The following is a 24,520-nucleotide window of genomic DNA, read 5'->3' on the forward strand; positions in this document are numbered from 1 at the left end:
GGCCCCAGGGAATAAACGGCATGCATGGAGGATCTTACCATTGTGCGATCTCGCGAATTCTTTCATGGACGTTTTGAAAGGGCGCTCTCCATGGTTAGACCTTGTGCGATGTGGTGTCTGCTTCTGTTGACCGGTTGCGGTGCAGCAGAGGGAATCGATAAGAAACCAGCGGTCGCCGTTGCACCTGCGCGCGGCGATAAGGTGGCGGCTGACGAGGGGGACTTGGCTCAAAGGGGGCAACTTGAACGCAAGATCATCTACCGCGCTGACATGGATATCGTCGTTGAAGATTTCTCCGGTGTACCCGCACAGGTGCAGGCGATCATCCGCCGCCTCGATGCATTTGTTGCAGATGCTCAAGTATCAGGCACTGCCAACGTGCCGCGTCACGCGTATTGGACAATCCGCATTCCGGCGGAGAAGTTCGAGGAGTTTCTCGTTGCGAGTCGACTCTTGGGAGAAGTTCGTAGCGAAAGCCAAACGGCCCAGGACGTCAGCGAAAAATTCTATGACCTGCAGGCACGGCTGGCCAATCAGCAACAAGAAGAACAGCGACTCAAGGAATTACTCGATCAGCACAGCGGCAAGTTGGAGGAAATCTTGGCCGTGGAACGCGAGATCTCAAGGGTTCGGGGGGAAGTGGAACAACTGCAAGGTCAACTCCGCGTTCTATCGGATCTGACAGCCTATTCGACGGTCACACTTCGATTCGAAGAGATCAGCAATTACGCACCTGTGCAATCGGCATCGTTTACGACACGCATCGAACGCACATGGTCATCGTCGATTGAATCGTTTAGCGAATTGGCGCAATCGATCGTGTTGGCCGTGGTCTTCGTCGCTCCTTGGATTTGCGTCCTGGCTATTCCGTTGGTGGCAATTACTGTCTTTCTAAAGTGGATTCGACGCAAACCGGTTTCGATGTAACGACTGTTCGAGAACCGTTTTTAGTGATTATTGGGCCCTAGCAGTGTTCAGTGGCAGATAGGCTAGGTCGATCTGCTTAGCAGCGTGGCGGTGGGTCTGGCGTTTGAACAAACTTGGTGCGTCGTTCGGTTTGCTCCGCTGCTGGGTGGGGAGGCAAAGTTTTCCCAGACCACCAATCCGGCTGAAACTCGCTGCTGCGGCGATTTGATTTTGTGAAATCCCGGAAATTCATCTTCACAGCCCCCAAGAGTCGGGTATGTTGAAGTAAGCAGATTCGAAAACAATTACGAACGGGTCTCGCGTTTCTGGGTCAGACGCGATAACCCTTCGACGAATCATAACTGGGCAGTGACGACCGGCGGCGACTTCTTTCATCGCGGGCGATTTCTATATTTCTTGCATCTGCGGTGTCTGCTGCGCGGTCGGTCCGGCTGGTGAAATTGTTACGACTGAATGTGCCAAGGTGGGCAGGGAGACTGACAACGGAATGGCCGATTCATCCAACGAGGAGGACCATGATGTTCAAATTTTGCACGATTACTCCTGCCACACTTTTGCAGAAAGGGAGACCGGCGGCAGTCGCGGTCTGTTGCTTGCTGCTGTGCTCGGCAGTTTCGGCACAGGCCGCAGAGTTGACTTGGGCAGAAAAGATGTTCGACCGGCTGAATCAGGATTTTGGCACGGTTCCCAAAGGCTCGGTTGCCAAGGCGCGGATTAAGATCACCAGTCATTGGCGGGATGATACGCACATTGCCGATGTCCGCACGACCTGCGGGTGCTCTGCTGCTGAGCCGGAAAGAACGACGCTCAAAAGCAACGAATCGACGTACATCGAAATCACGATGAATACGCACAAGTTTTCGCACCGCAAGAACTCGAATGTGATCGTGACCTTCGACAAACCACAGCGGGCTGAAGTGCGGATTCCGATCACGGCATTCATTCAACCAGACATCATCCTCGCGCCGGGGAGTGTGAATTTCGGGACGGTCGATTATGGAACGGGATGGCGACAAAAGGTGCAGGTTTCTCATGCACGTTCGCCCAACTGGAAAGTCCGCAGCGCGCATACGGACAACGAACACTTGGACGTGACTGTCACGCCGAACGCAAATGGAAAACCGGGGTATGAAGTTTCGGTTCTGTTAAAACCGACCGCACCGGTGGGAGACTTCCGCGATCAAGTCGTGTTGGAAACCGTGGGCGGGGAATCGTCGCAAGTGACGGTATTGGTCGAAGGGAAAATCGCCCCGGATGTAATCGTCTCACCGCAAACCGCCTCGGTGGGTAAACTCCACCCGGGCGACAAAAAAACGGTGCAGTTCGTGGTCCGCGGGAAAAAGGCGATCATGATCGAGAAGATCACCTCGGGCGCCGATGAATCGGCATTTGCCTGGCAATCACCGACAGATGAAAAGAACGTGCACGTGATTCCGATTCACCTCAAAGGGGACTCACCCATGGGCAAGTTCGTGGAGGAATTCGACGTCCGCATCGCCGGTCGTTCTGAACCGGTACACTTCAAGGTGTATGGTGAGATTGCCGCAACGGAGTAATGTTCTCCGCGGTGTGGGAACACGAGAATAGCGCTCGGCCTTCGGTTATGACACCGAAGGCCGAGCGTTTTTTGTCTAGCGACTGCACTTACGGGCCGTCCATGCCCAAATCATTTGCCGAGTTCAGCGATGATTTCCTTGGCTTTCGTCCGCCCGCCATGTGAGCGGCTGATTTTTGCGAACGTGACTTTCTGATCCCCATCGATGATGAAGGTCGAAGGATACGAGGTTTCCTTCTCCCCTTCCCAGCGCAATCCGTAGGCATTGGTGAACGCAAAATCGGGATCGAGCAGAAACAGGAAATTCGGGGGAAACTTCTTTCCCTTGATGAATTGCTGAGCATGCTCGGCCACCCCATCTTTGTTGTCGGGATACACAAACACGACCGTCGATTTCTGCTCGTTGAACCCCTTGGCGGCGTTGAGAAATTCGGTCATTTGCCGGGAGCAGAGTGGGCATTGGTAGGTGGGAAAACCGCGGAGCATAACGACCACGACCGGTCCCTCTTCGATCAGCTTGCTCAGTTTGTGTTTTTTGCCCTCCAATGTCGGGAGTTCAAAATCGGGGGCTTTTTTACCGACGGCGGGTGGTTTGGTTTCCTTTTCTGCGCTGCGAAGTTCGCCGCCTGTCCAAAATAGTCCACAGGCGATGGCCAGCAGTGTCAACGGAATGTGTATTCGATTCATGGAATTCGCTTTCTGGAAAATGTCGTGCTGTTGTGTTTGGAAAAGTGCCTTGAACATCGGCCGCTTCGCGGCATGTGAAACGGCGTTCTTTACGCGGACGGCAGAATTATGAGACTTAGGGTGCACGGTGACTGTGAACTGCAACACAATCGTGATTTCACAGGGTTGATTGACACGGGGCGTTATTCGCCCTTTTTCGACAGGGCTGCCTCAATTTCGTCGCGGTCGGCCAGAGACGGTTGCGCGCCGGAGCGGGTGACGGCAATGGCCGCGGCGGCGGTTGCCCAGTGTGCGGCTTGTTCCAGCGCCAGACCTTCGGAGACTGCTACGGCAAGTGCGCCGTTAAAAGCGTCTCCGGCAGCGGTGGTATCGACGGCGGTGACCTTCCGGCTGGGAATGCGTACGTTCGTTTCACCCGTGATCTGGCAACCGTCGGGCCCCAAGGTGGTGATGACGCAGCCACATCCGAGATCGCGCAACTGTTGCGCCGCCTCCCCAACACCGTCTCTCCCGGTCAGCAACGCAGCTTCACCGGCATTGGGGGTCAGCACGTCGACCAATGCCAGGATCTCAGGAGTGGCGATTTCAGGGAGCGCCGGTGCGGGGTTGAGGATGGTGATCAGTCCGGCAGCTCGCGCGCGCTGTAGTCCCCGGACGACGGTTTCTATGGGGGATTCCAAACAGCACAGAAACACCCCTGCGGCGGCGAACAAGTTCTCGGGGAGCGCATCAACGTGCTGAGGAGTAAGATGCAGATTGGCACCGGAGGCAACGCTGATCGCGTTTTCGCCCTGTTCATCCACAAAAATCAGCGCCACACCGGAGGGTTGGTGGGGTACGGTCGTGATGTACTGGCTGACGAGGTTTTCGCGAGAGAAATTATCAAGCGCAGCGCGTCCGAATTCGTCATCCCCGACGGCAGCAATAAAGGTGACCGGATCGCGGGCGGCACGGGCAGCGGCGACGGCTTGGTTGGCCCCTTTGCCGCCCGGCGCCTGAAAGTATTCGCCCCCCAGAACCGTTTCTCCAGGAGCAGGAATCCGTGGTGAACGAATGACTAAATCGGTGTTCACCGAACCGAGCACAATAATGGCCGAAGGCGGCATAAGTGGCGAGACGTCTTAATTCGGGGAGTCGTGATGGATTACAAACAAACGGGACGAACATGGTCGCTAAATCGGGACGAGAGGAGCACGCTGAGATTTGCCGCTTCTGCCATCCGTTTCACAACCTGAAGTGGAACGTCTCAGCGAGATACCGCCAAGCGACTTGTGCGAGGGTGCGGCGTTTGCATTCGATTTTGGCGCGGCCTTTTAATCCCGACACCAACAGATCCATAGGAAAATTGCCCTCCGGGTCTTGGATGAAGACCAGTGCTTGATAGGAGGTGTTGAGCGGCTTCATGCGACCGGAGGAATCCTGGGTGGTGGCAAGTTCACCGCCGAGGGAGTTGGAGAGTTGGCTGGGGGAGTCCTCCATCACGCGCCGCGAAAGCTGTTCGATTTTGCATTGAAAGGTTTTGTCGGGAAACGCATCGAATTTGATGTAGACCGGAAAACCTTCCTGGACGAACTCAATCTCGGATTGGTCGATGATCAGAATCGCTTCTTTTTGGTGAGGATCGCCAATCGTGCAAACGGACGTACCCGGTTCTAAAAAAGTACCGAGGTTGCGCTTGTCGAGCGGGCTCCCATGCCAGCGGGGGAGCGTTTCGTAGATATCGTGGTGGGGCGGTTCAGAGACAATTTCGGGAGGAAACACGGTTCCGTCGACCGGCGCTGTGACGCGGAGGTCGTCGATCTGCTCTTGGCGGATTTCGACTTGTTTGAGGGCGTCATGATAAAGCTCCTCGGACTGGGCTCTCTCTCCGCCAAATTTGCTGCCCAGATTGCGATAAACGACTTCCGCGTATTTTTGGTCGGTGGCAATCCGTTCCTGTGCGCGCAGTTCGAAGTTGAAGTCCTCGTTCTCCAATTCGACGAGTACGTCCCCTTTTTTGACTTGTTCCCCTGGTTGCACAAGCACCTTTTTGATGCGACCACCCCCTTTGACGAACACCGCTTCGGCGTCGCGGGGCCGGACGGTAAAGACCGTGTTGACTCGCTTAGGCACCGGGATCATTAAAAAGCCGACCAGCAATGCGACAGCGACGACTCCACTGACCGTGGCCCGGAATTTTTTGATCATTTCCAACCTTCCCGGAGTAAAGATGAACTTCACCATTTTGACGACCGGCATGACAAACATCATGATGACAATACCGGTAGCCATCATCGCGCTGATGGCGCCTAACTTGTACGGTTTGAGAAACGTGTACAAGAACAGCAGAATCCCGAACGTGACCATCCAGCGATAACACCAACTGGCGATGGCATAAGTAATAAACCACCCTTTGCGAGATTTGGGCATAAAGGGATCGGCGGGCATTTCCAAGCCGAGGCAGACCTGCGCGGCGGTCCGTTGCAGCAGTTGGTTTGCCTTGGTTCGCAGGTTGGGAATTTCCAACCAGTCGCTCATGACGTAGTAGCCGTCAAATCGCATCAGCGGGTTGGCGTTGAGCAGGATGGTATTTACCGAACAGACAAACATCGTGCTAAAGGCGATGTTGTGGATCAAGCCGGGTGCGGAATACCACCAGATGAACGTAGAGATCGAGGCGAGCACCACTTCGACGTAAATTCCAGCCAGACTGATGGCGATGCGGTGCCATTTGTTGGGCATTGTCCAGGAGTCCGAGACGTTGCAATACAGCGCCGGGGAGAGCACGAGGAACAGCATCCCCATTTCATGGCATTCGCCGCCAAAATGATGGCAAGTCAAGCCGTGTCCGAACTCGTGGACAATTTTTGTCATCCCCATGGCGATCCACAGCCAGACGATGTTTTTCATGTTGAAAAAGGAGTGAAAGCTTTCCATTTCCGGGCGACCGCGGAACTCATGGAAATTCACCAAGACTAACCCCAAAGCGGAGAACGCCAGCAGAACAACACAGGCCAGCGCCCATGGGGTGTAGATCCATTCGAAGCGGGGATACAGCCAATTGAGCGCCCGTGCGGGGTCGAAACCAGGGAGTTTGATGTACAGCACGTTCGACAGCGTGGACTTCAATTGCTTTTTGGCGCGGTCCTCGCGGCGTTTGAGCAGCTTTGCCCCCTGCCCTGCCGCCTCGCTGATGACCATTCCCGATTCATGCAGCCGGCCGATGAATTGCTGCAATTCTTCGAGCGTGATTTTTTGCGGAATGAATTCCGCCTCGAATTCGTCTTTGATTTCCTTGAGGCTCCGCACGCCATCGAGCGACGCGAGGATTTTGTATTCTTCTTCCTGAAACCGGTAGTACTTGAGTCCGACCGGATCCTTAATCAGGTAGTAGGTCCGCCCCTCGTAGCGTTGCTCGCTGACGACCAAATCGGGACGGCGGCGCAAAATCACCGGCCGTTCGATCGAGGCAGCCATCGAGGAATTGGGGGAGGCCATAGTTCACATCGGGTAGAAGATTGGTTGATTCGTAGGGTGCGTCGCGACGCACTTATCTGTGGAGGACGATTGATAAAAAGTTCGGGGTAGCCGCGATGGCGCAGACATCGGGGCGGGCGCAGCCCGCAAGAAGCCGCAATATCCGCGCCCTGATACGAGTAGAGTCTCGATGGCAAGGACAGCTGAAACTGCTGCGTCTTGTGCCTACGGCACACCGATTGCCGTTGGCAATCGCTGCCACCCTGTAATTGTTTCCTCCGAGGCTAAATGAATTTGTCCCAAAGGGACAGGGAGTATGTTGTTGGGTGAAGTTACGGAGTTGTGTGACGTGGATCGGTTGTGTGCGGCTTGGCGGGAGCCTCGACCTCCCGGTTTTTTTTACGTGGGTTTGCGATTTTGTTTGCTTTTTTCCTCTTTGCGATTTCTGCGACTTTGCGTGAGGTTTTTTTCCGGTTGGGAATTTCTCGTACTACTCAGAAAGGTGCTTCGCGACGCACCCTACCTTGTCAGTAGCCGAGCCAGAACTTGACGTTGTAATAAAACGCATCGATGGCGGGGTGGAAGTAGACGTAGCCTAGGGGGCGTTCGCCGCAGATGATGCCTGCTTTGACCTCAGCACCGGGGCGGAGTTTTTCGGGCATGTCTTCGGGGTCGGGCGTGATCGTCAAGAGGACGACGTTTCCTTCTTCTTCGACAACCTCGGTGATCATGGCGGTTTTTTCGACTTTGCCGTGATAACGCCGCTCGGGATTGGTGGCCAGGACGTACGTCACATCGAGTTGTTCCCCCGGTTTCAATTCTTGTTGTGCGCGGAGAATATGGCCGACGCGGTCCTCGGGGACTTTGACTTCCAACACCCAGGATTTTTGGTCATCGGCGACGCTGACCAGCAACGTTCCGGGTTGGACGGGGCGATTGGCGATGCGTTCTTCGATACCCCAAGTCGTAACCACACCTTCGATAGGGGAGATGATGTTGAGGTTCCGTTTGCGTTGCTGGAGCGATTCCACATCCGCTTTCAAGCTTTCGCGGTTGGCATCCAGCGACATTAAATCGCCCGTGATTTGGATTTTTTCCTGCTCGGAAATTCCCTCAGCATTACGCTGATTGCGTTTGATGTTGTATTCGCTTTCGGCGCGATGCAATTCGATTTGGGCTTTTTGGAGTTGGCTTTCAAGGTTGAGATCTTCCATCTCGACCAAGACGTCGCCCGGATGAACACGATCGCCATGGTCCACGCGAATATTGCGGACGGTTCCCGCTTCGCTGGCAAATAGGTCGCGGCGGATCCTGGGCTGCAATTTCCCGTCACCTTCCAGACGGAACTCACCCGGCACAAGCGTGAGCACACCAATGATTCCGGCCAGCAACATCAACACCGCCAGGAATTTCGCCAGTCCGCGGCCTTTGAGTTTGGAGACCTGGCTTCCCATCCATTGCCAAACTGGCAGCAGAAACACGCGCTGGTAGCGCTGCGAGTTATACAAGGCGGTTTCGCTGTGCCGCACGACGATCTCGGCCAGTTCCCGCAATTGCGGTTCGGGCTGATTGTCCTCGATCTGCTCTACGACCAACGCACCAAAATAGCGGCTCTCTGCTTCGGGGTCGTCTTGGGTTTCTTTGAGCGGCATGACAAACACCGCTTTGGAACTTCCTTCGTCGACATAGTCCCGCAGGGCCTCTTCGATTCGAGGAGGCAGATCATCTGTTGAACCGGTATAGACCAATGGTTCACCGGCGAAGACAACCGAATCGACCAGTGCGGACATCAATTGTGTAAGGTTGGCGCGGCGGTCGACGACGTCCTGCCCACTGATGGCCTCGATCCGCATTTTTTTACCATGCCGCAGCGCGACGCTGACACGGTCGCAACCGATGAGCCGGCGTCCGTCGTTGGCAACAGTGTAGGCAACGGCATTGGTTTTTAGCGAAGTGTGGACCTGCCGGGTGAAGGATTCCAAACGCGACCAAAGATGTTGGCGATCGACGAGTCCCCGCAGGCGACGGTTTTTGAGGAAACCCGCACCAAGTTCGCAGACTTGGTTCAAAAAGCGCTCGTAGCCTTGTTGCACGACGGGCGCCGCCGAGGGGTTGTGAAAAACTTCTACGAGGCCTTCGGCTGTGCCATCGACAGTCAAGGGACTGGCAACGATCAGATAATCAGTCGGATTGCCGGGGCTGCCGGGTTCGGTGCCCCCACTCTTGGCCGGGATCGCTGCACCGCGATTGTTGGTGAGAATTTGTCCCAGCAAGCGGCCGTGTGTTTGTTGTCCCGCTTCGCCAAGTTGATCAAAACCAACTTCTTGCAAATTGATTTGATAAACAAGTTCCAAAGCGCCGGCATCATTGCGGAGCCAAACCGCTCCGGCGGGCGCGGCTAAGGCGGCCAGGATTCGCCCCAGATAATTGGGGAAATACTCCTCGTCCGAGACATCGGTCTCCGACAGCCGTGCAATCTCGCTCACCAGACGGCGGATCTGCTGCTTGGTTTTTTCAATTTGGCTGGTGCCGGCGGTTTCGGTCGTAGACATGAAAGTCCTAGTGCTGCTCGGCAGCTTGGTTTTCGGAGCGGTTATTCATATACGCCACTCCGGTGTCGCTTTCCTGTTCGTTGTTCGTACTCGAAAACTAAGTTGATATGGTCTACTCCTGGAATGACCACTTCAATTTGTCATGCGGCAATTTGCCGATTCCGCACGAACCCCCAACGGGCTTCGTGTCCTGATCGATACGATCATTTAGGTTGTCACAATTACACGACAGCACAGTCCGAAAGTGAGCAGCCCTTCGGTTGCTGTATTCTGCCAGATGCATGGCAATCCGTCCAACGGGAATTGCTGCCTAGCCTAGAATAAGGCGAAATGTACGAACGGCTCGTTCGGCAGCGGCCGTCGCGATAAACGGTTTTCCTATTTATAATGGTTGCGTAATTCACCGATGAATCAAGCCTCCCGCCGCAGACTTCAAGCGAATCCGCGTCTGGAAGTGTTATCGCTACGATAAAAAAGCCTCCAAAGTAGGCACTACGTCAGAATTTTGTGCAGAGACTTCCGTTGACGCCCACTGAATCAGACACCCCGGTACATCATTCTGCTTCCGATCACACATTGCGACGGCAAGCCGTCGGTTTGGGGTGCTGCTGTTTCAGGCCTGAAAAACTGTGTTTCTTCGGTGTTTCTTCAGCGGCTAGGCGATGCACACTGCGTTGTGGGGTTATTCTGCGGTGTTGAGGAAAGGGTCGAGGCCCATGTTTTCTTGCATCTCGGTGCGGCGTTTTTCGAATTTCATCATTTGTGTGCGTCCGCGGGAATGTTTGCGTTCGATCCTGCGTTGTGCTTTACGGAGCAATTTGACGAGGCGGTCTTTTTGGACGCCGCCGTTGGAAGCTGCGGAGCGGTAACTTTCGCGAATGCGCCGCGCTTTGGCGGTGCCGTAGCCTTCGAGCAATTGGTCGTCCAGTGAGAGGAAAAACTGACTGGAGCCGGGTGCACCGTGGCGGCCGGAGCGACCGACCAGTTGGTTGTCGACCCGTTCGGAGTCATGCCGCTCGGTCCCGATGACGTGCAGGCCCCCCATGGCATCGACTTCTTTGGACACTTTGATATCGGTCCCGCGGCCCGCCATGTTGGTGGCAATGGTCACGGCGCCGAGTTCTCCGGCTTTGGAAACGATCTCCGCTTCCTTTGCATGTTCCTTGGCATTGAGAATGGTGTGCGGGACGCCGTTTTCTTTGAGTAGTTTGCTGACGTGCTCCGACGCATCAATGGAGCGGGTACCGATCAAGACCGGTCGTTGTTGCTCATGCAATTTCCGCGCTTCGTTGACGACCGCTTGCCAACGCGCCTCGGCTTGGGTGAACATTTGGTCGGGCAGGCGTTTGCGCTTCGATGGATAGTGTGTGGGGATTTTCAAGGCGGTCAGGTTGTAGATCCGTCGGACTTCCCAGCGCGAACTCCAAATCGTTCCCGTCATGCCGAGAAGGTTTTTGTACCTTAAAAAATAGTTTTGAATCGTCGTCCGCGCCGCCTGGCTGGTGCCGACCGTTACAGCCACGCGTTCCTTGGCCTCGATGGCTTGGTGCAATCCGCCGCGAAGTTTACGGCCGTGCATAATCCGCCCGGTACCTTCGTCGACGAGTTGAATCTCGCCATCCATCACGACGTATTGCTGATCACACTGAAATTCGAGCAGGACTTTGATCGCCCGCTCGATGTATTCGTATAGTTCCTCCAACGGCATCTGCCGGACAAGATTAGACATCGGCAGCGCGCGGACCTTCCAACGTCCCTCGCGTTTCAATTCGATGGTTTTCTTTTCCGGATCACGGGTAAAGTCTTCGCGGTCCTGAAACTCACCGGCATGCCGCGCCGCCCATTCGTAGGTATCGACGACCTGTTGTTCCGGCTCGGAACTGGGGGCACTGATGATCAATGGGGTACGAGCATCGTCGATCAGGACGCTATCGGCTTCGTCGATAATGGCGCAATAATGCCCGCGCTGCATGGGCGTTTCGGTTTTGCCCTTCTCGCCGAACAACAAATCCGCGGCACCGGATGCGGATGCTTCGCCCCCCATCGCCAAGCGATCTTGCAAAAAGTCGAAGCCAAACTGCGTGGCTGTTCCGTAGGTGATATCGCATTGATAGGCGGCGCGGCGGGTGTTTTTATCGAAATCGGGATTGGTCACCCCGACCCGCATGCCCAACAGGTTATAGACGGGCGACATCAGTTCGGCGTCGCGTTGGGCGAGATAGTCATTGACGGTCATCACATGCACGCCCTGACCGGCCAGGGCGTAGAGGTAAACCGGGAGCGTGGCAACCAGGGTTTTGCCTTCGCCCGGTTCCATTTCGATGAGCGCACGGCGGGTCATGGCGGTACCGCCCAGCAATTGCACGTCGTGGTGCCTTAGTCCGACGGTGCGTTGCGCGGCCTCGCGGACGATAGCGAATGCACGAGGCATGACTTTCTCAAGGGTTTCGCCCCCTTTGATCCGCCAACGGAGGTCTAAACTCGCCTTGCGTAGTTCGGCATCGGTGAGCTTTTTGATCTCATCTTCGAGCGCATTCACACGGCGAACGTTGAGCGCCGATTGCGCAAAGGCACGTGCAGCGCGGCCTCCGATACGGGCTCGAATTGCATTCCACCAAGCGGGTCCAAATCTCGACATCGACCGCGAATATCCCCTCATAACCGGCGACGACCTGACAACCAGCGCATGATAGCAGGGCGGACTGGGTTTGGCGATTCAACTTTTTGTAGCCCAGGGCCGTTGAATACGCCGGCAATCCTTCTACAACGCACAGAGAGACTCCAGGCAACGTGGCAATGACCTTGGTTAGTCGTTACGCTGCATGATGTGCTTTTTCACTCCGCCGAAATTGAGATTTTTGCTGCAGTCCGCCATGACCGAGTCCCATGACCAACTTATTGAGGAATCCCGCCCCCCGCGCAGCGGCCTGCCAAAAATTGTGTGGGTGATTCCGGCGGCGGCTGTGTTGATCGTGTCCGCAATTGTGATCCGGTCGACGTACGGGCCGCTTTGGCAAAAGGACGGGTCGGGGGGATTTCAGCCCCGCCCTGCCCCGGAGATCGTGTTGCTTGATCAAAGCAAAGAGCGGCACCGCACGGCACGGTATCTCGGCCGGCGGTCGCTGATCGTGCTGTTTTTTGACGGCCAAAAGCGACCCGAAGACGTCCGCCAATTGGCGATGCTCCGCGATGCCTATCCTCAAATCCGAGACGCCAACGCTGAGATCGTGGCAGTCAGCGGGGCACCGTCGGAAACGATGGCGCAATGGGGCGGCGGCTCGATCCCGTTTCCTATCCTGGCCGATGTCGACTATGCTGTACACAAGCAATGGGGTGTTACGGTTCCCGAAACAGGACCGTTCATGCCGGTCATGTTTCTGGTCGATATTCGTGGCGTGATCCGCGATTCGCAAGAGTTTGATCCGCCCGATTCGCCCCTCGACTTGCCCCAACTTCTCGATCAACTCGCACGACTTCAGTAGGGCTTTGCCAGTCGAAGTCGAGATGTCGGGAAGAATTACCAGACACTGGCCGAGCCAGTGGCATTCGAAATTCTAAGTGTGACCAAATACTAGTGGCACTGCCACGCAATCTTGCGACCCAACGAAATATGTCTTCCTCTGAGACCGACAAGACGCAATCGGACGCCGCCCCCCGCACCATATCGGGTCGATTGGTGGTCATGTCGATGTTTATTCTGGGTGTCATCGGCGGAACGATTTGTGTGACCTATGCGATTTGGCACAACGCACCGTTCATTGAACTGAAGAAGGCCTTAGCAGCGGAATTCCCCAAGTCGGTCCCACAGATCGAGGGGGGCCAGCACAAAGGCTCGCCGATGACATTGCGGATCGTGATGAAAGTCGATTTTCACCCCGGCGAAGAAGCCAACGCGCCGCTCGCTGAGGCGGCGACGAAGCGGATCGTTGAGTTGGCGCAGCAACACCAAGATCTGTCCCCTTACGAGATCTTGCGTATCCACCTAGTCAAGCAGCGTCCGCAGGATCTCACATCGCGAAAGACGATTGATTTTCGCGTCGCGGATTTGCCAGACGAATCGCCGAAATGAGATAGCGGACTGCCAGTGTTTTATCAGTCATTCCGGCATCTCTCATCGCACTGGCAAAGCCAGCAGCACCCCCTCTATGTCAGTGCTCCCCTCTTGAGATGGCGATTTATCGAATTGGGAATTCTCCTCAATCGGAATCAGAAATTGGTGAGAGGCGGCGGTTCCGGGTTTCCAAGATGTGGATTGATTGGTATGTTCCGCCTCCCTCGCTGAATGCGGAATGCCGTGCATCTCAAAACAACGGTTTCTCGCGGCGAGGTCTCTACAAGAAGTTTCAAAACCCTCTGGCGCGTCACGCAAACACTTGCATTGTAGAATCCTGAACAAGCGCAACCGGGTTTTGAAACTGGTTCTACGACTTCGACGACTTTTTTATTGGCTGTTGAAATCCTCATGTTAAAATCACGAATCCTGCCAATCGCCACCTGCTGCTTGGGTATCGCGCTTTTGGTTACGAGTTCCGGTTGGTTTGGCAAGTCGGCTGACAGCGACGACAAGGCAGAGGCCGAATCCGAACAGACAGCCGCATTGCCGGCTTCGTTTTTCGATGACGTTGAGCCGCCGGCAGCGGTGGTTGCGCCGGGTCAAAGCGGATTGCGGATTGGCAACCGCTATGCGTACTTAAAGACCGTGGAACAACGCATCACGCAAGATCAAGCCGTTGGTGCAACCAGTGGTAGTTCACGGTTGACGATTGGCCTGACGTTGGAAGTTAAAGATACGGTCAGCGACGATGAGTTGCAGGTTGCCAGCTCTCAACAAAACGCCGGCGACACGCTGTTCAACGTGCGGTATCAAAACGTCAAATTGGTGCAAGATATTCCAGGACAAGAAATCAATTACAACTCGGACCAACCCAACAGTCCCGTGCCACCTCAAGCCGAAGCTTATCAAGGATTGCCGGGCCACGGTTTTTCGTTTTGGTTGGACAAGCAAAATCGTTTACGGAATCTCGTCGGGTTTCAAGACTTCTTGCAATCCTGCCTGCAAAATGCGTCGCCTGAACAGCGAACCTTCGTTTGGAACTCACTGGCCGGGATGACCGAGGAAGACTATCTGGCGAATTTTATTGACGACGGCATGGGCCTGTTGCCGCTGGACACGATAGTGCGCGGCAAGACTTGGCAACGAGAACGAAAGATTCACCAACCGCTGCCAGTGAACTTGCAATTGACGTATACCATCGATGAGGTGCAGGAATCGTTGGTAGAACTGGCAGTCGGGGGTACCGTGACGCCGCAGGCGGCGCAGGAACTCGGAGATGTGCAACTACAAATTGTCGGCGGGCGGATTTCGGGTCGCTGTACAATTGACCGTCAAACGGGGTTGCCACAAAATAGCCGCGTCGAGCAGGTGATGCAGATGGTCGTGCATTTGCCCGGCGGCGAATCGATTCCGCAGACCAAACAAACGATCTCGCAATTGACGGCAGTGCCGGAATCCGACGACCTCCGAGAGCCGCTTCCCTATGCAGGTATCGAAAAAGAATCGCGACTCCGCTGACACAACCTGCGAGCGACGGAGCGCACTTTCGGTTACTCGTCGTCGTTGCCCCGTTTGAGGAATCGGAGCCAGCGTCCGCTATTGGCATCTTCGCCAGTTTGCGCGGCATTGTTGGACGGGCTCGCTTGGCCAGTGACGCCCATTTTTTCGCGGTGCTTTTGCATTTGGTGTTGTTGCTGCTGCAATTCCGCTTTTTCTCGGGCAATTTTGGCGCGTTCCAACGAAAGCTCGACTTCGGTTTCGCGAATTTTGTCCTTCCACTCTTCTTCGAGAGCTTCCAGTTTTTCGCGAAATTCGTCCGGCATGCTTTCCATTGTGTCGAACTTGACGACTTCGCCTGAGCCTTCCTGTTCCTCGATTTGCTGCTTGAGCGAGGCAATAATCCGATCACGCTCCTGAACAGCTTGCCGCAATTGATCGATGTCGGCACTGTGCAAATCGATCGGTGTCGGCGTATTGGTCAGATCCTCAGCGGCTTCATCAACCGCAGCCTCTGGTTGCTCGGCGGGTGTTTCGATTTCAGCGACGGGTTCGGGTTTTGACTCCGGAACCGGTTCGCCCGCCATTAATGCGGCGCGTTGCGCTTCCCAACTGCCCGGTTTGAAGTCGTTGGCCGGCGCCTCTTCTTCTTGAGGCTCCTCAGCGGCGGGAGCTGGGTCGGATTTCGTGAGCGCTGACAACGCGCTGCCGATTCCACCGCCGCCACTTCCCTCACCCAGGACGTTCCCGGCAACCATATCGCGCAGTTCGGTCACCTGCAGTTCAATCCGCCCCAAGGTGACACCCGGTTGGGTGGCTTCCCATTGAGCGATCATTTGCCGCATTTCGTCAAAGAGCGTTTTTTGCTCTTCGACGATCTCTTTCGGCATTCCGCCACCGGAGCGGCTTTGCCTGGCGCCGGCTCTACGGTAACGATCTAATTGTTCCGCGGCTTGTTCCAGGCGCTCGGTGAGTGCAAAGACCAAATCTTCCTTCTCTTGGAGTTGCGACTCCAAGAGTTCGATTTGTTGTTGCGGACCTTGCCCTGGATCAGTCATCGAGGCGCCATTCTCTTGGGTTTCTTCAGGCGCAGGCAAAGAATCGAAATCAATGCCTTCCAGGTCGGCGTTGTTGTCTGTATTTGAGGACATCGTTGAGGCAATCTCCGAGGGGTGTCGTGCCACACCTGTGATTTGTGACAGTAGAAATGCCGTTTCCAAAACAGCACATCGACAGAGGTCACAGGCTACAAGAGATATAGGTCACACATCTTGCAGCGTCAAATTGTCCTCGTTGAAGTTGAGCAACATGGCCCAACTCACTGCCATCAATCAGTTGGAGTGCGGCCAAATTTGCGGATTGACCAGATGTTCCGGTTGGCGGGCATGCAACATGTCGGCGATTTGACGCGCGACGCGGTTGCGTAATTCCGCCAAAGATTGCTGTGAAACGAACGCCGCATGCGGTGTGACAATCACCCGTTGGTCGAGATACAACGGTTGTGACAAATCGGGAGGTTCGGGGTCGAAAACATCCAATGCCGCACCGGCGATTTCATTGTTCTTCAAAGCGGACCACAAATCGTCTGTGGAGATCACCCCGCCCCGCGAGGTATTGATCAAAAAGGCGGAAGGCTGCATTCGTTGGAATTGGAGTAGCCCGAACATTCCCCGCGACTGTGGCGTCAATGGGCAATGCAAAGATACAAAATCGCTACGATCCAACAATTCGTCAAAACTGACCATCTCGCAACCGCTGCTGCGCGGATTGCCCGACGGTGTATGAGACAGCGTCCGCATGCCGAAAGCGCGGGCTCGCGCTGCGACTTCACTTCCGATGCGGCCCAAACCGACCAAACCGAGCACGCATTCACTCAGGCGGCGCATGGTCGGGGCGGCACTCAGGTCGTATTCCTCCATCTTGGTCCGCGCGTGAAAAAAAGCCACATTCCGGGCACAGGCCAACAGCAATGCCAGCGTGTGGTCTGCAACCTCGCCGACGCAGTAGTCGGGCACATAGGTGACTGGAATATTTAATTGCGTGGCGGTGTCGACGGCGATGTTGTCCAAGCCAATGCCGAACCGTGCAATTCCCCGACAACGCGGCGCTGCATTGATCACAGCTTCGGTGACCTGCGCCCAACAGGTGCCAATGGCGTCGCAATCCTGAGCCAAATCGACCAGCGTGGCTTCGTCTCCGTTGGGGGCTGCGATGATCTCGGTATCGGCGGCGGAGAGAATTTTGCGTTCAATCTCCCAATCCGACCATGGCCGGTCGGTTAACAGTACTTTGAATTTCGGCATGGTTGTGACTCGTGTGGAAATTGGCAGTGATCTGGGCGCGCTTCCGGTCAGTCCACAATTTAACAAAACAGACGGCAAAGGCGTCAACAGGCGTTGCGTGTTGGAGCTGTCGACGGGAATATGTCAGATACTCGTACCTACTTCACAACCGCGTGCGACGCATTACGTTTTCTAAAGAAGGCACCGACCATGGCCGTTGAAGATCCGGCAACAATCACACTCCCGCAAATGCGCGAGCAACTCTACAGTGCGGTCGTCAGCGACGCATTGGATGGACTGGGATATTCCAATCAATCACCGCGCGTCCCCTTGCCTCCCATCACCGTCGACACCACGCTCGTTGGCCGTGCCAAAACAACTTTGTGGGCGGATATGGCGCATGAAGACCCGCAGCCGTACGAACTAGAATTGCAGGCGGTCGACAGTTGCCAACCGGACGACGTCTTCGTCGCTGCCGCCGGTGGATCGTGGCGATCCGGGGTGTGGGGCGAGTTATTATCAACCGCTGCAAGCAACAGCGGATGCGTGGGAGCAATCATCGATGGCGCGGTCCGCGACGTTGTCAAAATGCGGGCGATGCAATTTCCCGTGTTTGCCCGTGGAACCTGCGTTTACGACAGTATGCATCGCCAACGTGTGATCGACATCGACGTGCCGGTACAAATCGACCGCGTGACGATCTGTCCCGGCGATTTAATCTTCGCCGACGAAGACGGGGTCGTTGTCGTGCCCCAAGCCGTGGAACAGGAAGCCATCCGCGCTGCCTGGGATAAAGTGCATGCCGAAAACATCACGCGTGACGCGATCAAAAACGGTATGAAAGCGGTCGATGCTTATGCGAAGTATGGCGTGCTTTGAGCGGGGTGCGCAAATTCACCACGGAGTCACGGAGGACACAGAGCGACGGAGCCGCAACGATGCGTGATTGTTTTACTTAGCCACAGATTGAACACAGAAGGAACACAGATTTCCGGGGGGGGCCTTGAAAATCCCAAACCGACCGCTTGCGGTCGCATTGTGCGATCGGTGGTAAGTAGCGAATCTTGCTTGAATTCTTGTTCAACTGAAAACCTGTTTTTATCGTCCCGGGTACGACTTTGGGGCGTCTCCTGGCATGCTGCACAGTGCGCGACGGCAAGCCGTCGGTTTGGGGATTTTTTGATTACTACGTCTAGGCTTTTGCGAGGAGTGGGGAGTGATGCGGGTTGGGATATTGGGGATTCAGCATGAGTCGAATACATTTTTGCCGGTCCCCACCACGGAGGAGCATTTTCGCAACGGGGCCTTGCTGAGCGGTGAGGCCATCCGCGAGGAGTATGCCGACTCGCATCACGAATTGGGCGGGTTCTTTGCGGCGCTCGATGCGAGTGACATCCAAGCGGTGCCGCTATTCTTTGCTTGGGCCTTACCCAGCGGAACGATCACCACCGCGTCGGCGGAGTTTTTGTGCCGGCAACTCAAGGATGCCGTGGCCGCCGCTGGAGAATTGGATGGCCTGCTTGTTGCGCCACACGGGGCGGCGGTCAGCGAGCCGTATGCCGATTTTGACGGGCATTGGTTGTCGCAGTTGCGAGAACAAGTCGGTACTGAGGTACCGATCATCGGGACATTGGACCTGCACGCCAATTTATCGCAACAGATGGCCGATGCCTGTGATGCCTTGATTGCCTACCGGACAAATCCTCATCTCGATCAACGTCAACGGGGAGAGCAAGCGGGGGAATTGATGATTCGCACATTGCGCGGCGAGATTCATCCGGTGCAAGTGGCTTCGCTGCCAGCGGTATTGATCAACATCGAACGGCAATTGACCTCCGACTCTCCCTGCCGGGAAATGTACGCCTTCGCGGATGAACAGTTAGATCGCGAAGGTGTGCTTGCCAATAGCCTCCTCTTAGGATTTCCCTATGCCGACGTCGCAGAGATGGGATCGGCGTTTCTCGTTGTTACCGATGGCGACCGGGCGTTAGCGCAACGGAGTGTTGATGAATTGGGCGACTATCTGGTCCAGCATCGCGACGATTTTTTGCCGCACATGGTGGAAATCGACGAAGCGGTGCCCCGCGCACTCGCAGCGGCCACACCAGCCTGCTTGTTGGACATGGGAGACAATGTCGGGGGCGGTTCGCCGGGGGACAGCACATTTTTGTTGCACGCGCTCTGTGAGGCGGGCGTGGGTGAGGCGTTTGTCTGCATTTATGACCCTGAGTCGGTGGTAATTGCCGACGCAACTGGTCCGGGCAGCACGGTAGAATTGAACATTGGCGGCAAAACGGATGATCGCCACGGCGCCCCCTACCAAACCACCGCAACGGTGGTCAGCCTGCACGAAGGCAAATTCCGTGAGGACCAACCGCGACACGGAGGACGGACACATTACGACATGGGCCGGACCGCTGTCGTGCGAACCGCAGCGGGTCCCACAGTGATGCTGACCACGCGGCGGATGGTGCCGTTTAGTTTGGCGCAATTGACCAGTTGCGAGATTCAACCGCAACAGTACAAAATTCTGGTGGCCAAAGGGGTTCACGCGCCAACGGCCGCCTATGCTCCGGTTTGCCCGACGCTGTTGCGCGTGAACACACCGGGGGTGACGACAGCTGACATGCAGCGGCTCGATTTCCAAAACCGCCGCCACCCACTGTTTCCCTTCGAGCGCTAAACGACGGCTTTTCAATACCTGCTTTGCGAATACAGACCAGCGAACCGGGAGGGCGAAGCTCCTGCTGAGCCGCGATTCAAAGAAGACAGTCACTCTGCACGAGGTTTTCTTGCAGCGGTTCAACGGTCGTCCTATGCAGAAAAGTGCGTCGCGACGCAACCTGCACCACTCAAACGCTGGCCGCGATGAATGCAAATAAAGTAAACGTCCAATAGGCGAGCGTTAGGAGAATGGTGGATAGCGGAGCTACGTAATCCAGTGGCTCAAATTGACGCACCCAAGCTTCCAAAATACATAGAATCGACCAACAACCGAGCCAGGGGACTAAGTGAACCGCCAGGTATTCGTTATGGAATATCTCGTTGCCGAAGACCAACGCGAATGTGAAAAAGCTGAGATAAATGAAAAACGAGATCGGTCGAGGCGGCCGTTTAAATAATTGAATTAAAGTGAAAACGAGCATGCAAAAGCTCAAAAAAACGAGAGATACGGCGATTCCCCCGAGTGTGTTCAAGTCGAATAATAGGCCTGGTAGTTCAAACAAATCGCGCTGCATGATAATCCCTCGAACGGTTGACTGCCTTCAAATTGAAGAGAATCGGGCACTTTGCAACGATATCGAGACGATTCCCCACGATGAGCACTTTGGCGATTTCGCCACGCGTATATAACGCGACTCAATCACAAATGTCCGTCGCTCCGTGGTGAATTTAACCGATCCAATCGACGTGCCTGACGCAATCGATGTGTATCTAACGCGTCCGGAAGGTGTTCACGCATGGTTTTGATTGCCGAATGAAAACGTTTCCCGGCGCCGTTTTTGTTTGGAGGGACTTTATTGCCGAACAGGAACGTGCGTCGCGACGCGCCCTGCAAAGATGAGTAGGCCGGCGTGATTGGTTTAATCGAAATAATCGTGTCGCGTTGGCGAGGGATTGTTGTCTGCGGCGGAGCTTAATTGGTTGTGGGGACGGAAGTTGCGGAGATGTGTTTGACTCCGTCTCTCCGTGAGATAGTCTTTTCTGGCGATTGCGGAGCGTGCGCGGTGCCAAGATGATCTCGGAGAATCCCCCCCATGATGAATGTCACTGAAGTACCGGCCCCCTCTAACTCAAACAGCCAACAGTATCTCACCGACTCTTCGCAAGTCTTGTTGGGTTTGTTGACGTTGTCCGACAATTGTGTCGCACATCCCCGCACGACCGATGACGATACCGGCGACGTCATTGCGCGCCCGGCGTTGACCAGCTTGCTGTCGGCGCTGCATTACCGCGACGTGGCGACGGTCGAACATGCGCGGCGGGTGGCGATGTTGGCATTGGGCATGGCATCGCAAATTGGCTGGGAAGATCGGGAACTGAAGGTACTGGAAGTAGCCGCACTGCTGCATGACATCGGCAAGATCGGCGTTCCGGACAGCATCCTGTTCAAGCCAAGCTCCTTGAGTCCCGAAGAAGCGGAACTCATGTCGCTGCATTATTACATTGCCAACGACGTGCTGCAGGCGTACCACGTAGATCCTGAAGTCTTAGAGATCGTCAGCCAATGTCACGAACACTACGACCGTGTTGGGTATGATTCCCAACGCGTGGGCAGCGACGTCCATATGGGCGCGCGGATTTTAGCAGTGGCCGACGCCTATGATTCCTTGGCGACCGAACAGGTCTACCGCAAGGCCAAGCCGCACGATGAGATCATGCAGATCTTAATGCTCGGCGCGGGAACGCAATTTGATGGAAATATCATTTGTTCGTTGTCACGCTGGGTGGAAGATGGCCGGGTGCCGACGGGAATGCATTTGAACAGCAAGGGTTTGCTGCCCTCTGAAGTTTCGGAACGTGAATTTCGCGGCGACTCAGAAAATGCCGGCGCTCTGTGCCATATTTTTGCTTATCTCCACTTATTAGAGAATCTGTATGACGGATTCTATTTGATGAATTCCGATCAACGTTTCGTCGTCTGGAACCGCCGCGCCGAAGACCTGCTGGGGCATCGCCCACACCATATGCTGAACAACGTCTGGTCCAACAAGACCTTGGGCTACTGCAACGAAAAAGGCAAACCGCTTGCCGACAAGAAGTGTCCCCTCTTTCAAGCATTGGCCGAACGAAAGCCGGTTACCACCACGCTGCCGGTGCGGCATCGCAGTGGCGAACTGGTTGAGGTGGAAGTCCAGACCGTACCGTTGATCGATAGCGAGGGAATCCTGAAGGGCGTCGCGGAGATCTTCCGCAATACCTCTCGACAGGGAGGAAAAACCCAGCAGTATCGCGAGCTCAAAGAAGCCGCCAGTCGCGATTCGCTGACGCAAACGGCCAATCGCGGCGAGATGGAACGGCAACTCGAACAGACATTGGCCGAGGCGACAAATGGCCAAACCGCTGAGACGTTCTGCGTTATTTTTATTGATGCCGATCATTTCAAGAGCATCAACGACGATTTCGGCCATACGGTCGGGGACGACGTGTTAGTCGAACTCGCCAAACTCCTGCAGAATGAAACCTACTCTGGCGAGTTGGTGGCGCGTTACGGCGGCGAGGAATTTGTGGTCATCTGTCCCGCAACGGACCTCGACCAAGGTTACAAGCGAGCCGAGCGGCTCCGCATCGCTGTGAGCAAACTCAAGATCGCCGATCTCAAAGGTCGCAAGCTGACCGCATCGCTGGGTATCGCGGTGAACGAGCCGGGTGATACCGTCACGGATCTTCTCAGCCGCGCTGACAAGGCACTGTACGAAGCCAAAGGGGCCGGCCGCAATACGACGCGGGCGTACGCAAACAAAGAGTTGGACATCCAGTGCCAACTGGAGAACGCCCAAAAAGAGGCCAAAGAGGCGGAGGCATTTATGTACAAAGGCACCTTCCACGCAGTGATCGCGTCGGACATGTTGGTCTATAAGCTGGCAGGATTTGTCGACGATTACCAATCCAAAATTCTGGAAGTGACCCCCGAGCGCGTCGTCATGCGTCTCGGCAACCGCGGCGTCATTCCAGGGTGGGGCAATCATGACGGCCGACGCCCGGTGACGATTGAGGTGGTTATCGGCAAGGAAGAAGTCCAAGAGCCTGGCAAGACGCGCGCACGGGCCAAGCGGGTGGAGATTCTGGTCACAATTAGTCCTGTGGGCTGGATCCGCAAAAAAGACGTCTTCCAACACCGCGCTGCCGGCGTCTTCAAGGATTTGAAGAGCTACTTCATCGCTGATATGGATTTATCACCGTAGAGAGTCCGCCCGAAAAAGGGTGCCACTGGCGGCTTGTCCGCCAGTGCCTACGATGTCACCAGAAAAACACTGCTGGACGAGCCAGCAGTAGCACCCGACGCGGCTTCTCGATGCTGAACATCTCAGTGCTGTACAATAGCGCGCTACACAATGCACGTACTCTGCAAAGTTCAAAAAGCCTCGCGCAGAGACGCGAAGGCGCAGAGGGTGTTGTGTGACACGGATTGGTCTGTGCGCGACTCGCTGCCGGAGCCTTGCGTTTTCAGGTTTTCGCCAATGTGGGTTTGCAACCCTCGCTTCTTTTCTTCTTTGCGCCTCTGCGTCTCTGCGCGAGGTTTTTAGATGCGCAGTTCTCTCGTCCTCTGCAGAAAGGTGCGTCGCGACGCACCCTACGTTGCTGGTTGGCAACGGGGACAGCCCAAGAGTTGCGGAAGGACCGACTGTCGTTCTAACATAGCGCGGCTGACCGGAACCGTCGCACTGCCGGAACACTTTATCAGAGAACTGCTGAGGACTTCATCATGGCGAAACAAATATTAATGCTCGTCGGCGATTTCGTTGAGGACTACGAGGTGATGGTGCCGTTTCAGGCGCTGTGGATGGTCGGGTTGGAAGTGCATGCGGTTTGCCCGCAGAAAAAGGCGGGGGATTCGGTGCGGACCGCCGTGCATGATTTCGAAGGGGATCAAACTTATAGCGAAAAACCGGGGCACAATTTTACGCTCAACGCCGATTTCGATGCGGTCGATCCAACGGCCTACGACGGGTTGGTCGTGCCGGGGGGACGGTCGCCGGAGTATCTGCGGCTGGACGGCAAGGTCCTCGAGATGGTGCGGCACTTTGCGGAAACCGGCAAGCCGATCGCGTCGATTTGCCACGGCCCGCAATTGTTGGCGACCGCTGGAATTCTTAAAGGCCGCAGCTGTGCCGCTTATCCCGCTTGCCGACCGGAGGTCGAAGCGGCCGGCGGTCAGTTTGCGGAAATCCCGGTCGACGGTGTGCACGTTGACGGCAACCTTGTCACAGCACCGGCATGGCCCGCGCATCCCCGCTGGTTGGCGGCGTTTTTGGATGTGTTGGGCGTTACGATTCAACACGGATAACTGAATATAAAGGTGCTTGCTAATGTGTTGCTCGAAAAGTTGGACGTGGATCGGGGCGGTGATTGCCGGATTGGCGGTCGTGATGGGGGCGTTTGGCGCGCACGGCGTGGATGGGTATTTCGCCGATAAATACGCGGATCAAACCAAAGAACTCGCCGGGGGAGAAATCCCCGCTGCACAGAAATATCTGCGCGATTTTAACACAGCGGCGGATTATCAGATGTACCACGGCTTAGCCTTGCTGGCAGTCGGATTGCTGTCGACGATGCAGCCGAAGCGGTCGTTGCAGATCGCCGGTTGGTCGTTTGTGGGGGGCGTGGTTTTGTTCTCGGGGTCGCTGTACGTACTCACGCTCACCGGCAATACGAAGCTGGGCATGATTACACCCATAGGTGGTTTGCTGTTTCTTGTAGGTTGGGTGGCATTGGCGATCGGGGCGTGTCCCTGTGGGACGACCAAAGTTGAGTTGAATGTGTAAAGTCGCCGACCGCTGAGAACCAC

At 55.6% G+C, this 24,520-nt stretch carries 17 protein-coding genes; 10 read left to right on the forward strand and 7 right to left on the reverse strand.

The features are described 5' to 3' along the window. The first annotated feature begins 90 nt into the window (after positions 1 to 90). Together Mal52_RS27240 and Mal52_RS27245 are read left to right on the forward strand one after the other, a co-directional pair. Positions 91 to 927 (forward strand): DUF4349 domain-containing protein, encoded by an 837-nt coding sequence (locus Mal52_RS27240; protein ID WP_197534495.1) that lies wholly within the window; start codon positions 91 to 93, stop codon positions 925 to 927. A gap of 515 nt (positions 928 to 1,442) precedes the next feature. After that, a complete protein-coding gene (locus Mal52_RS27245) occupies positions 1,443 to 2,483 on the forward strand; it encodes a DUF1573 domain-containing protein (protein ID WP_145379944.1) in 1,041 nt (346 codons plus the stop codon). A gap of 110 nt (positions 2,484 to 2,593) precedes the next feature. Here Mal52_RS27245 and Mal52_RS27250 read toward each other — a convergent pair whose 3' ends face one another. From Mal52_RS27250 to Mal52_RS27270, 5 genes are all read right to left on the reverse strand, one after another. Next, positions 2,594 to 3,169: a peroxiredoxin family protein gene (locus Mal52_RS27250; RefSeq protein WP_197534496.1), complete on the reverse strand. Its 576-nt coding sequence runs from the start codon at positions 3,167 to 3,169 to the stop codon at positions 2,594 to 2,596. Positions 3,170 to 3,351: 182 nt separating this feature from the next. After that, positions 3,352 to 4,275, reverse strand: a complete 924-nt coding sequence (rbsK, locus tag Mal52_RS27255; RefSeq protein ID WP_145379946.1) for a ribokinase — start codon at positions 4,273 to 4,275, stop codon at positions 3,352 to 3,354. A 118-nt stretch (positions 4,276 to 4,393) separates the two neighbouring features. Further along, entirely contained in the window at positions 4,394 to 6,646 is a 2,253-nt protein-coding gene (locus Mal52_RS27260; RefSeq protein ID WP_145379948.1) for an HlyD family efflux transporter periplasmic adaptor subunit, read from the reverse strand. 506 nt (positions 6,647 to 7,152) lie between these two features. After that, positions 7,153 to 9,177, reverse strand: coding sequence for a GAF domain-containing protein (locus Mal52_RS27265; RefSeq protein ID WP_145379950.1), 2,025 nt, complete (start codon positions 9,175 to 9,177; stop codon positions 7,153 to 7,155). A 682-nt stretch (positions 9,178 to 9,859) separates the two neighbouring features. Next, positions 9,860 to 11,815, reverse strand: a complete 1,956-nt coding sequence (locus Mal52_RS27270) for a preprotein translocase subunit SecA (RefSeq protein ID WP_197534497.1) — start codon at positions 11,813 to 11,815, stop codon at positions 9,860 to 9,862. Between the two features lie 235 nt (positions 11,816 to 12,050). Here Mal52_RS27270 and Mal52_RS27275 point away from each other — a divergent pair, with 235 nt between their 5' ends. The 3 genes from Mal52_RS27275 (at position 12,051) to Mal52_RS27285 (ending at position 14,749) form a co-directional block, all read left to right on the forward strand. Continuing rightward, positions 12,051 to 12,659 (forward strand): peroxiredoxin family protein, encoded by a 609-nt coding sequence (locus Mal52_RS27275; protein WP_197534498.1) that lies wholly within the window; start codon positions 12,051 to 12,053, stop codon positions 12,657 to 12,659. A gap of 128 nt (positions 12,660 to 12,787) precedes the next feature. After that, positions 12,788 to 13,246 (forward strand): hypothetical protein, encoded by a 459-nt coding sequence (locus Mal52_RS27280; RefSeq protein WP_197534499.1) that lies wholly within the window; start codon positions 12,788 to 12,790, stop codon positions 13,244 to 13,246. A gap of 393 nt (positions 13,247 to 13,639) precedes the next feature. Next, positions 13,640 to 14,749, forward strand: coding sequence for a DUF6263 family protein (locus Mal52_RS27285; protein WP_145379957.1), 1,110 nt, complete (start codon positions 13,640 to 13,642; stop codon positions 14,747 to 14,749). Between the two features lie 32 nt (positions 14,750 to 14,781). On the opposite strand, the gene Mal52_RS27290 is transcribed toward Mal52_RS27285, so the two are convergent. Then, positions 14,782 to 15,879, reverse strand: coding sequence for a hypothetical protein (locus tag Mal52_RS27290; protein ID WP_145379959.1), 1,098 nt, complete (start codon positions 15,877 to 15,879; stop codon positions 14,782 to 14,784). A 180-nt stretch (positions 15,880 to 16,059) separates the two neighbouring features. Next, the gene (locus Mal52_RS27295; RefSeq protein WP_145379960.1) at positions 16,060 to 17,031 is read right to left on the reverse strand and encodes a C-terminal binding protein; all 972 of its coding nucleotides are present in this window, start codon (positions 17,029 to 17,031) and stop codon (positions 16,060 to 16,062) included. A 189-nt stretch (positions 17,032 to 17,220) separates the two neighbouring features. Between Mal52_RS27295 and Mal52_RS27300 the strand changes: the two genes are divergently transcribed. The 5 genes from Mal52_RS27300 to Mal52_RS27320 all read left to right on the forward strand — a co-directional run bounded on the left by Mal52_RS27300 (position 17,221) and on the right by Mal52_RS27320 (position 24,497). Further along, positions 17,221 to 17,889 carry an RraA family protein gene (locus Mal52_RS27300; RefSeq protein ID WP_145380802.1) on the forward strand — a complete coding sequence of 223 codons (669 nt, stop codon included), beginning with the start codon at positions 17,221 to 17,223 and terminating at the stop codon, positions 17,887 to 17,889. A 340-nt stretch (positions 17,890 to 18,229) separates the two neighbouring features. Continuing rightward, positions 18,230 to 19,693, forward strand: a complete 1,464-nt coding sequence (locus Mal52_RS27305) for a M81 family metallopeptidase (protein ID WP_145379962.1) — start codon at positions 18,230 to 18,232, stop codon at positions 19,691 to 19,693. 1,075 nt (positions 19,694 to 20,768) lie between these two features. Further along, entirely contained in the window at positions 20,769 to 22,916 is a 2,148-nt protein-coding gene (locus Mal52_RS27310) for a sensor domain-containing diguanylate cyclase/phosphohydrolase (protein ID WP_145379965.1), read from the forward strand. Between the two features lie 521 nt (positions 22,917 to 23,437). Further along, a complete protein-coding gene (locus Mal52_RS27315) occupies positions 23,438 to 24,019 on the forward strand; it encodes a DJ-1/PfpI family protein (RefSeq protein ID WP_145379967.1) in 582 nt (193 codons plus the stop codon). Positions 24,020 to 24,041: 22 nt separating this feature from the next. Then, positions 24,042 to 24,497 carry a DUF423 domain-containing protein gene (locus Mal52_RS27320; RefSeq protein ID WP_145379969.1) on the forward strand — a complete coding sequence of 152 codons (456 nt, stop codon included), beginning with the start codon at positions 24,042 to 24,044 and terminating at the stop codon, positions 24,495 to 24,497. The last annotated feature ends 23 nt before the right edge of the window (positions 24,498 to 24,520 follow it).

The sequence above is a fragment of the Symmachiella dynata genome (assembly GCF_007747995.1).
In the GTDB taxonomy this organism is placed as follows: domain Bacteria; phylum Planctomycetota; class Planctomycetia; order Planctomycetales; family Planctomycetaceae; genus Symmachiella; species Symmachiella dynata.

Excerpts from the sequence above, each read along its gene's own strand:
- Mal52_RS27245 (WP_145379944.1), top strand. The coding sequence starts at position 1,443 with ATGATGTTCAAATTTTGCACGATTACTCCTGCCACACTTTTGCAGAAA.
- Mal52_RS27250 (WP_197534496.1), bottom strand. The coding sequence starts at position 3,169 with ATGAATCGAATACACATTCCGTTGACACTGCTGGCCATCGCCTGTGGA.
- Mal52_RS27295 (WP_145379960.1), bottom strand. The coding sequence starts at position 17,031 with ATGCCGAAATTCAAAGTACTGTTAACCGACCGGCCATGGTCGGATTGG.
- Mal52_RS27300 (WP_145380802.1), top strand. The coding sequence starts at position 17,221 with ATGGCCGTTGAAGATCCGGCAACAATCACACTCCCGCAAATGCGCGAG.
- Mal52_RS27265 (WP_145379950.1), bottom strand. The coding sequence starts at position 9,177 with ATGTCTACGACCGAAACCGCCGGCACCAGCCAAATTGAAAAAACCAAG.
- Mal52_RS27305 (WP_145379962.1), top strand. The coding sequence starts at position 18,230 with ATGCGGGTTGGGATATTGGGGATTCAGCATGAGTCGAATACATTTTTG.
- Mal52_RS27260 (WP_145379948.1), bottom strand. The coding sequence starts at position 6,646 with ATGGCCTCCCCCAATTCCTCGATGGCTGCCTCGATCGAACGGCCGGTG.
- Mal52_RS27280 (WP_197534499.1), top strand. The coding sequence starts at position 12,788 with ATGTCTTCCTCTGAGACCGACAAGACGCAATCGGACGCCGCCCCCCGC.
- Mal52_RS27285 (WP_145379957.1), top strand. The coding sequence starts at position 13,640 with ATGTTAAAATCACGAATCCTGCCAATCGCCACCTGCTGCTTGGGTATC.
- rbsK (WP_145379946.1), bottom strand. The coding sequence starts at position 4,275 with ATGCCGCCTTCGGCCATTATTGTGCTCGGTTCGGTGAACACCGATTTA.
- Mal52_RS27320 (WP_145379969.1), top strand. The coding sequence starts at position 24,042 with ATGTGTTGCTCGAAAAGTTGGACGTGGATCGGGGCGGTGATTGCCGGA.
- Mal52_RS27290 (WP_145379959.1), bottom strand. The coding sequence starts at position 15,879 with ATGTCCTCAAATACAGACAACAACGCCGACCTGGAAGGCATTGATTTC.
- Mal52_RS27275 (WP_197534498.1), top strand. The coding sequence starts at position 12,051 with ATGACCGAGTCCCATGACCAACTTATTGAGGAATCCCGCCCCCCGCGC.
- Mal52_RS27270 (WP_197534497.1), bottom strand. The coding sequence starts at position 11,815 with ATGTCGAGATTTGGACCCGCTTGGTGGAATGCAATTCGAGCCCGTATC.
- Mal52_RS27240 (WP_197534495.1), top strand. The coding sequence starts at position 91 with ATGGTTAGACCTTGTGCGATGTGGTGTCTGCTTCTGTTGACCGGTTGC.
- Mal52_RS27310 (WP_145379965.1), top strand. The coding sequence starts at position 20,769 with ATGATGAATGTCACTGAAGTACCGGCCCCCTCTAACTCAAACAGCCAA.
- Mal52_RS27315 (WP_145379967.1), top strand. The coding sequence starts at position 23,438 with ATGGCGAAACAAATATTAATGCTCGTCGGCGATTTCGTTGAGGACTAC.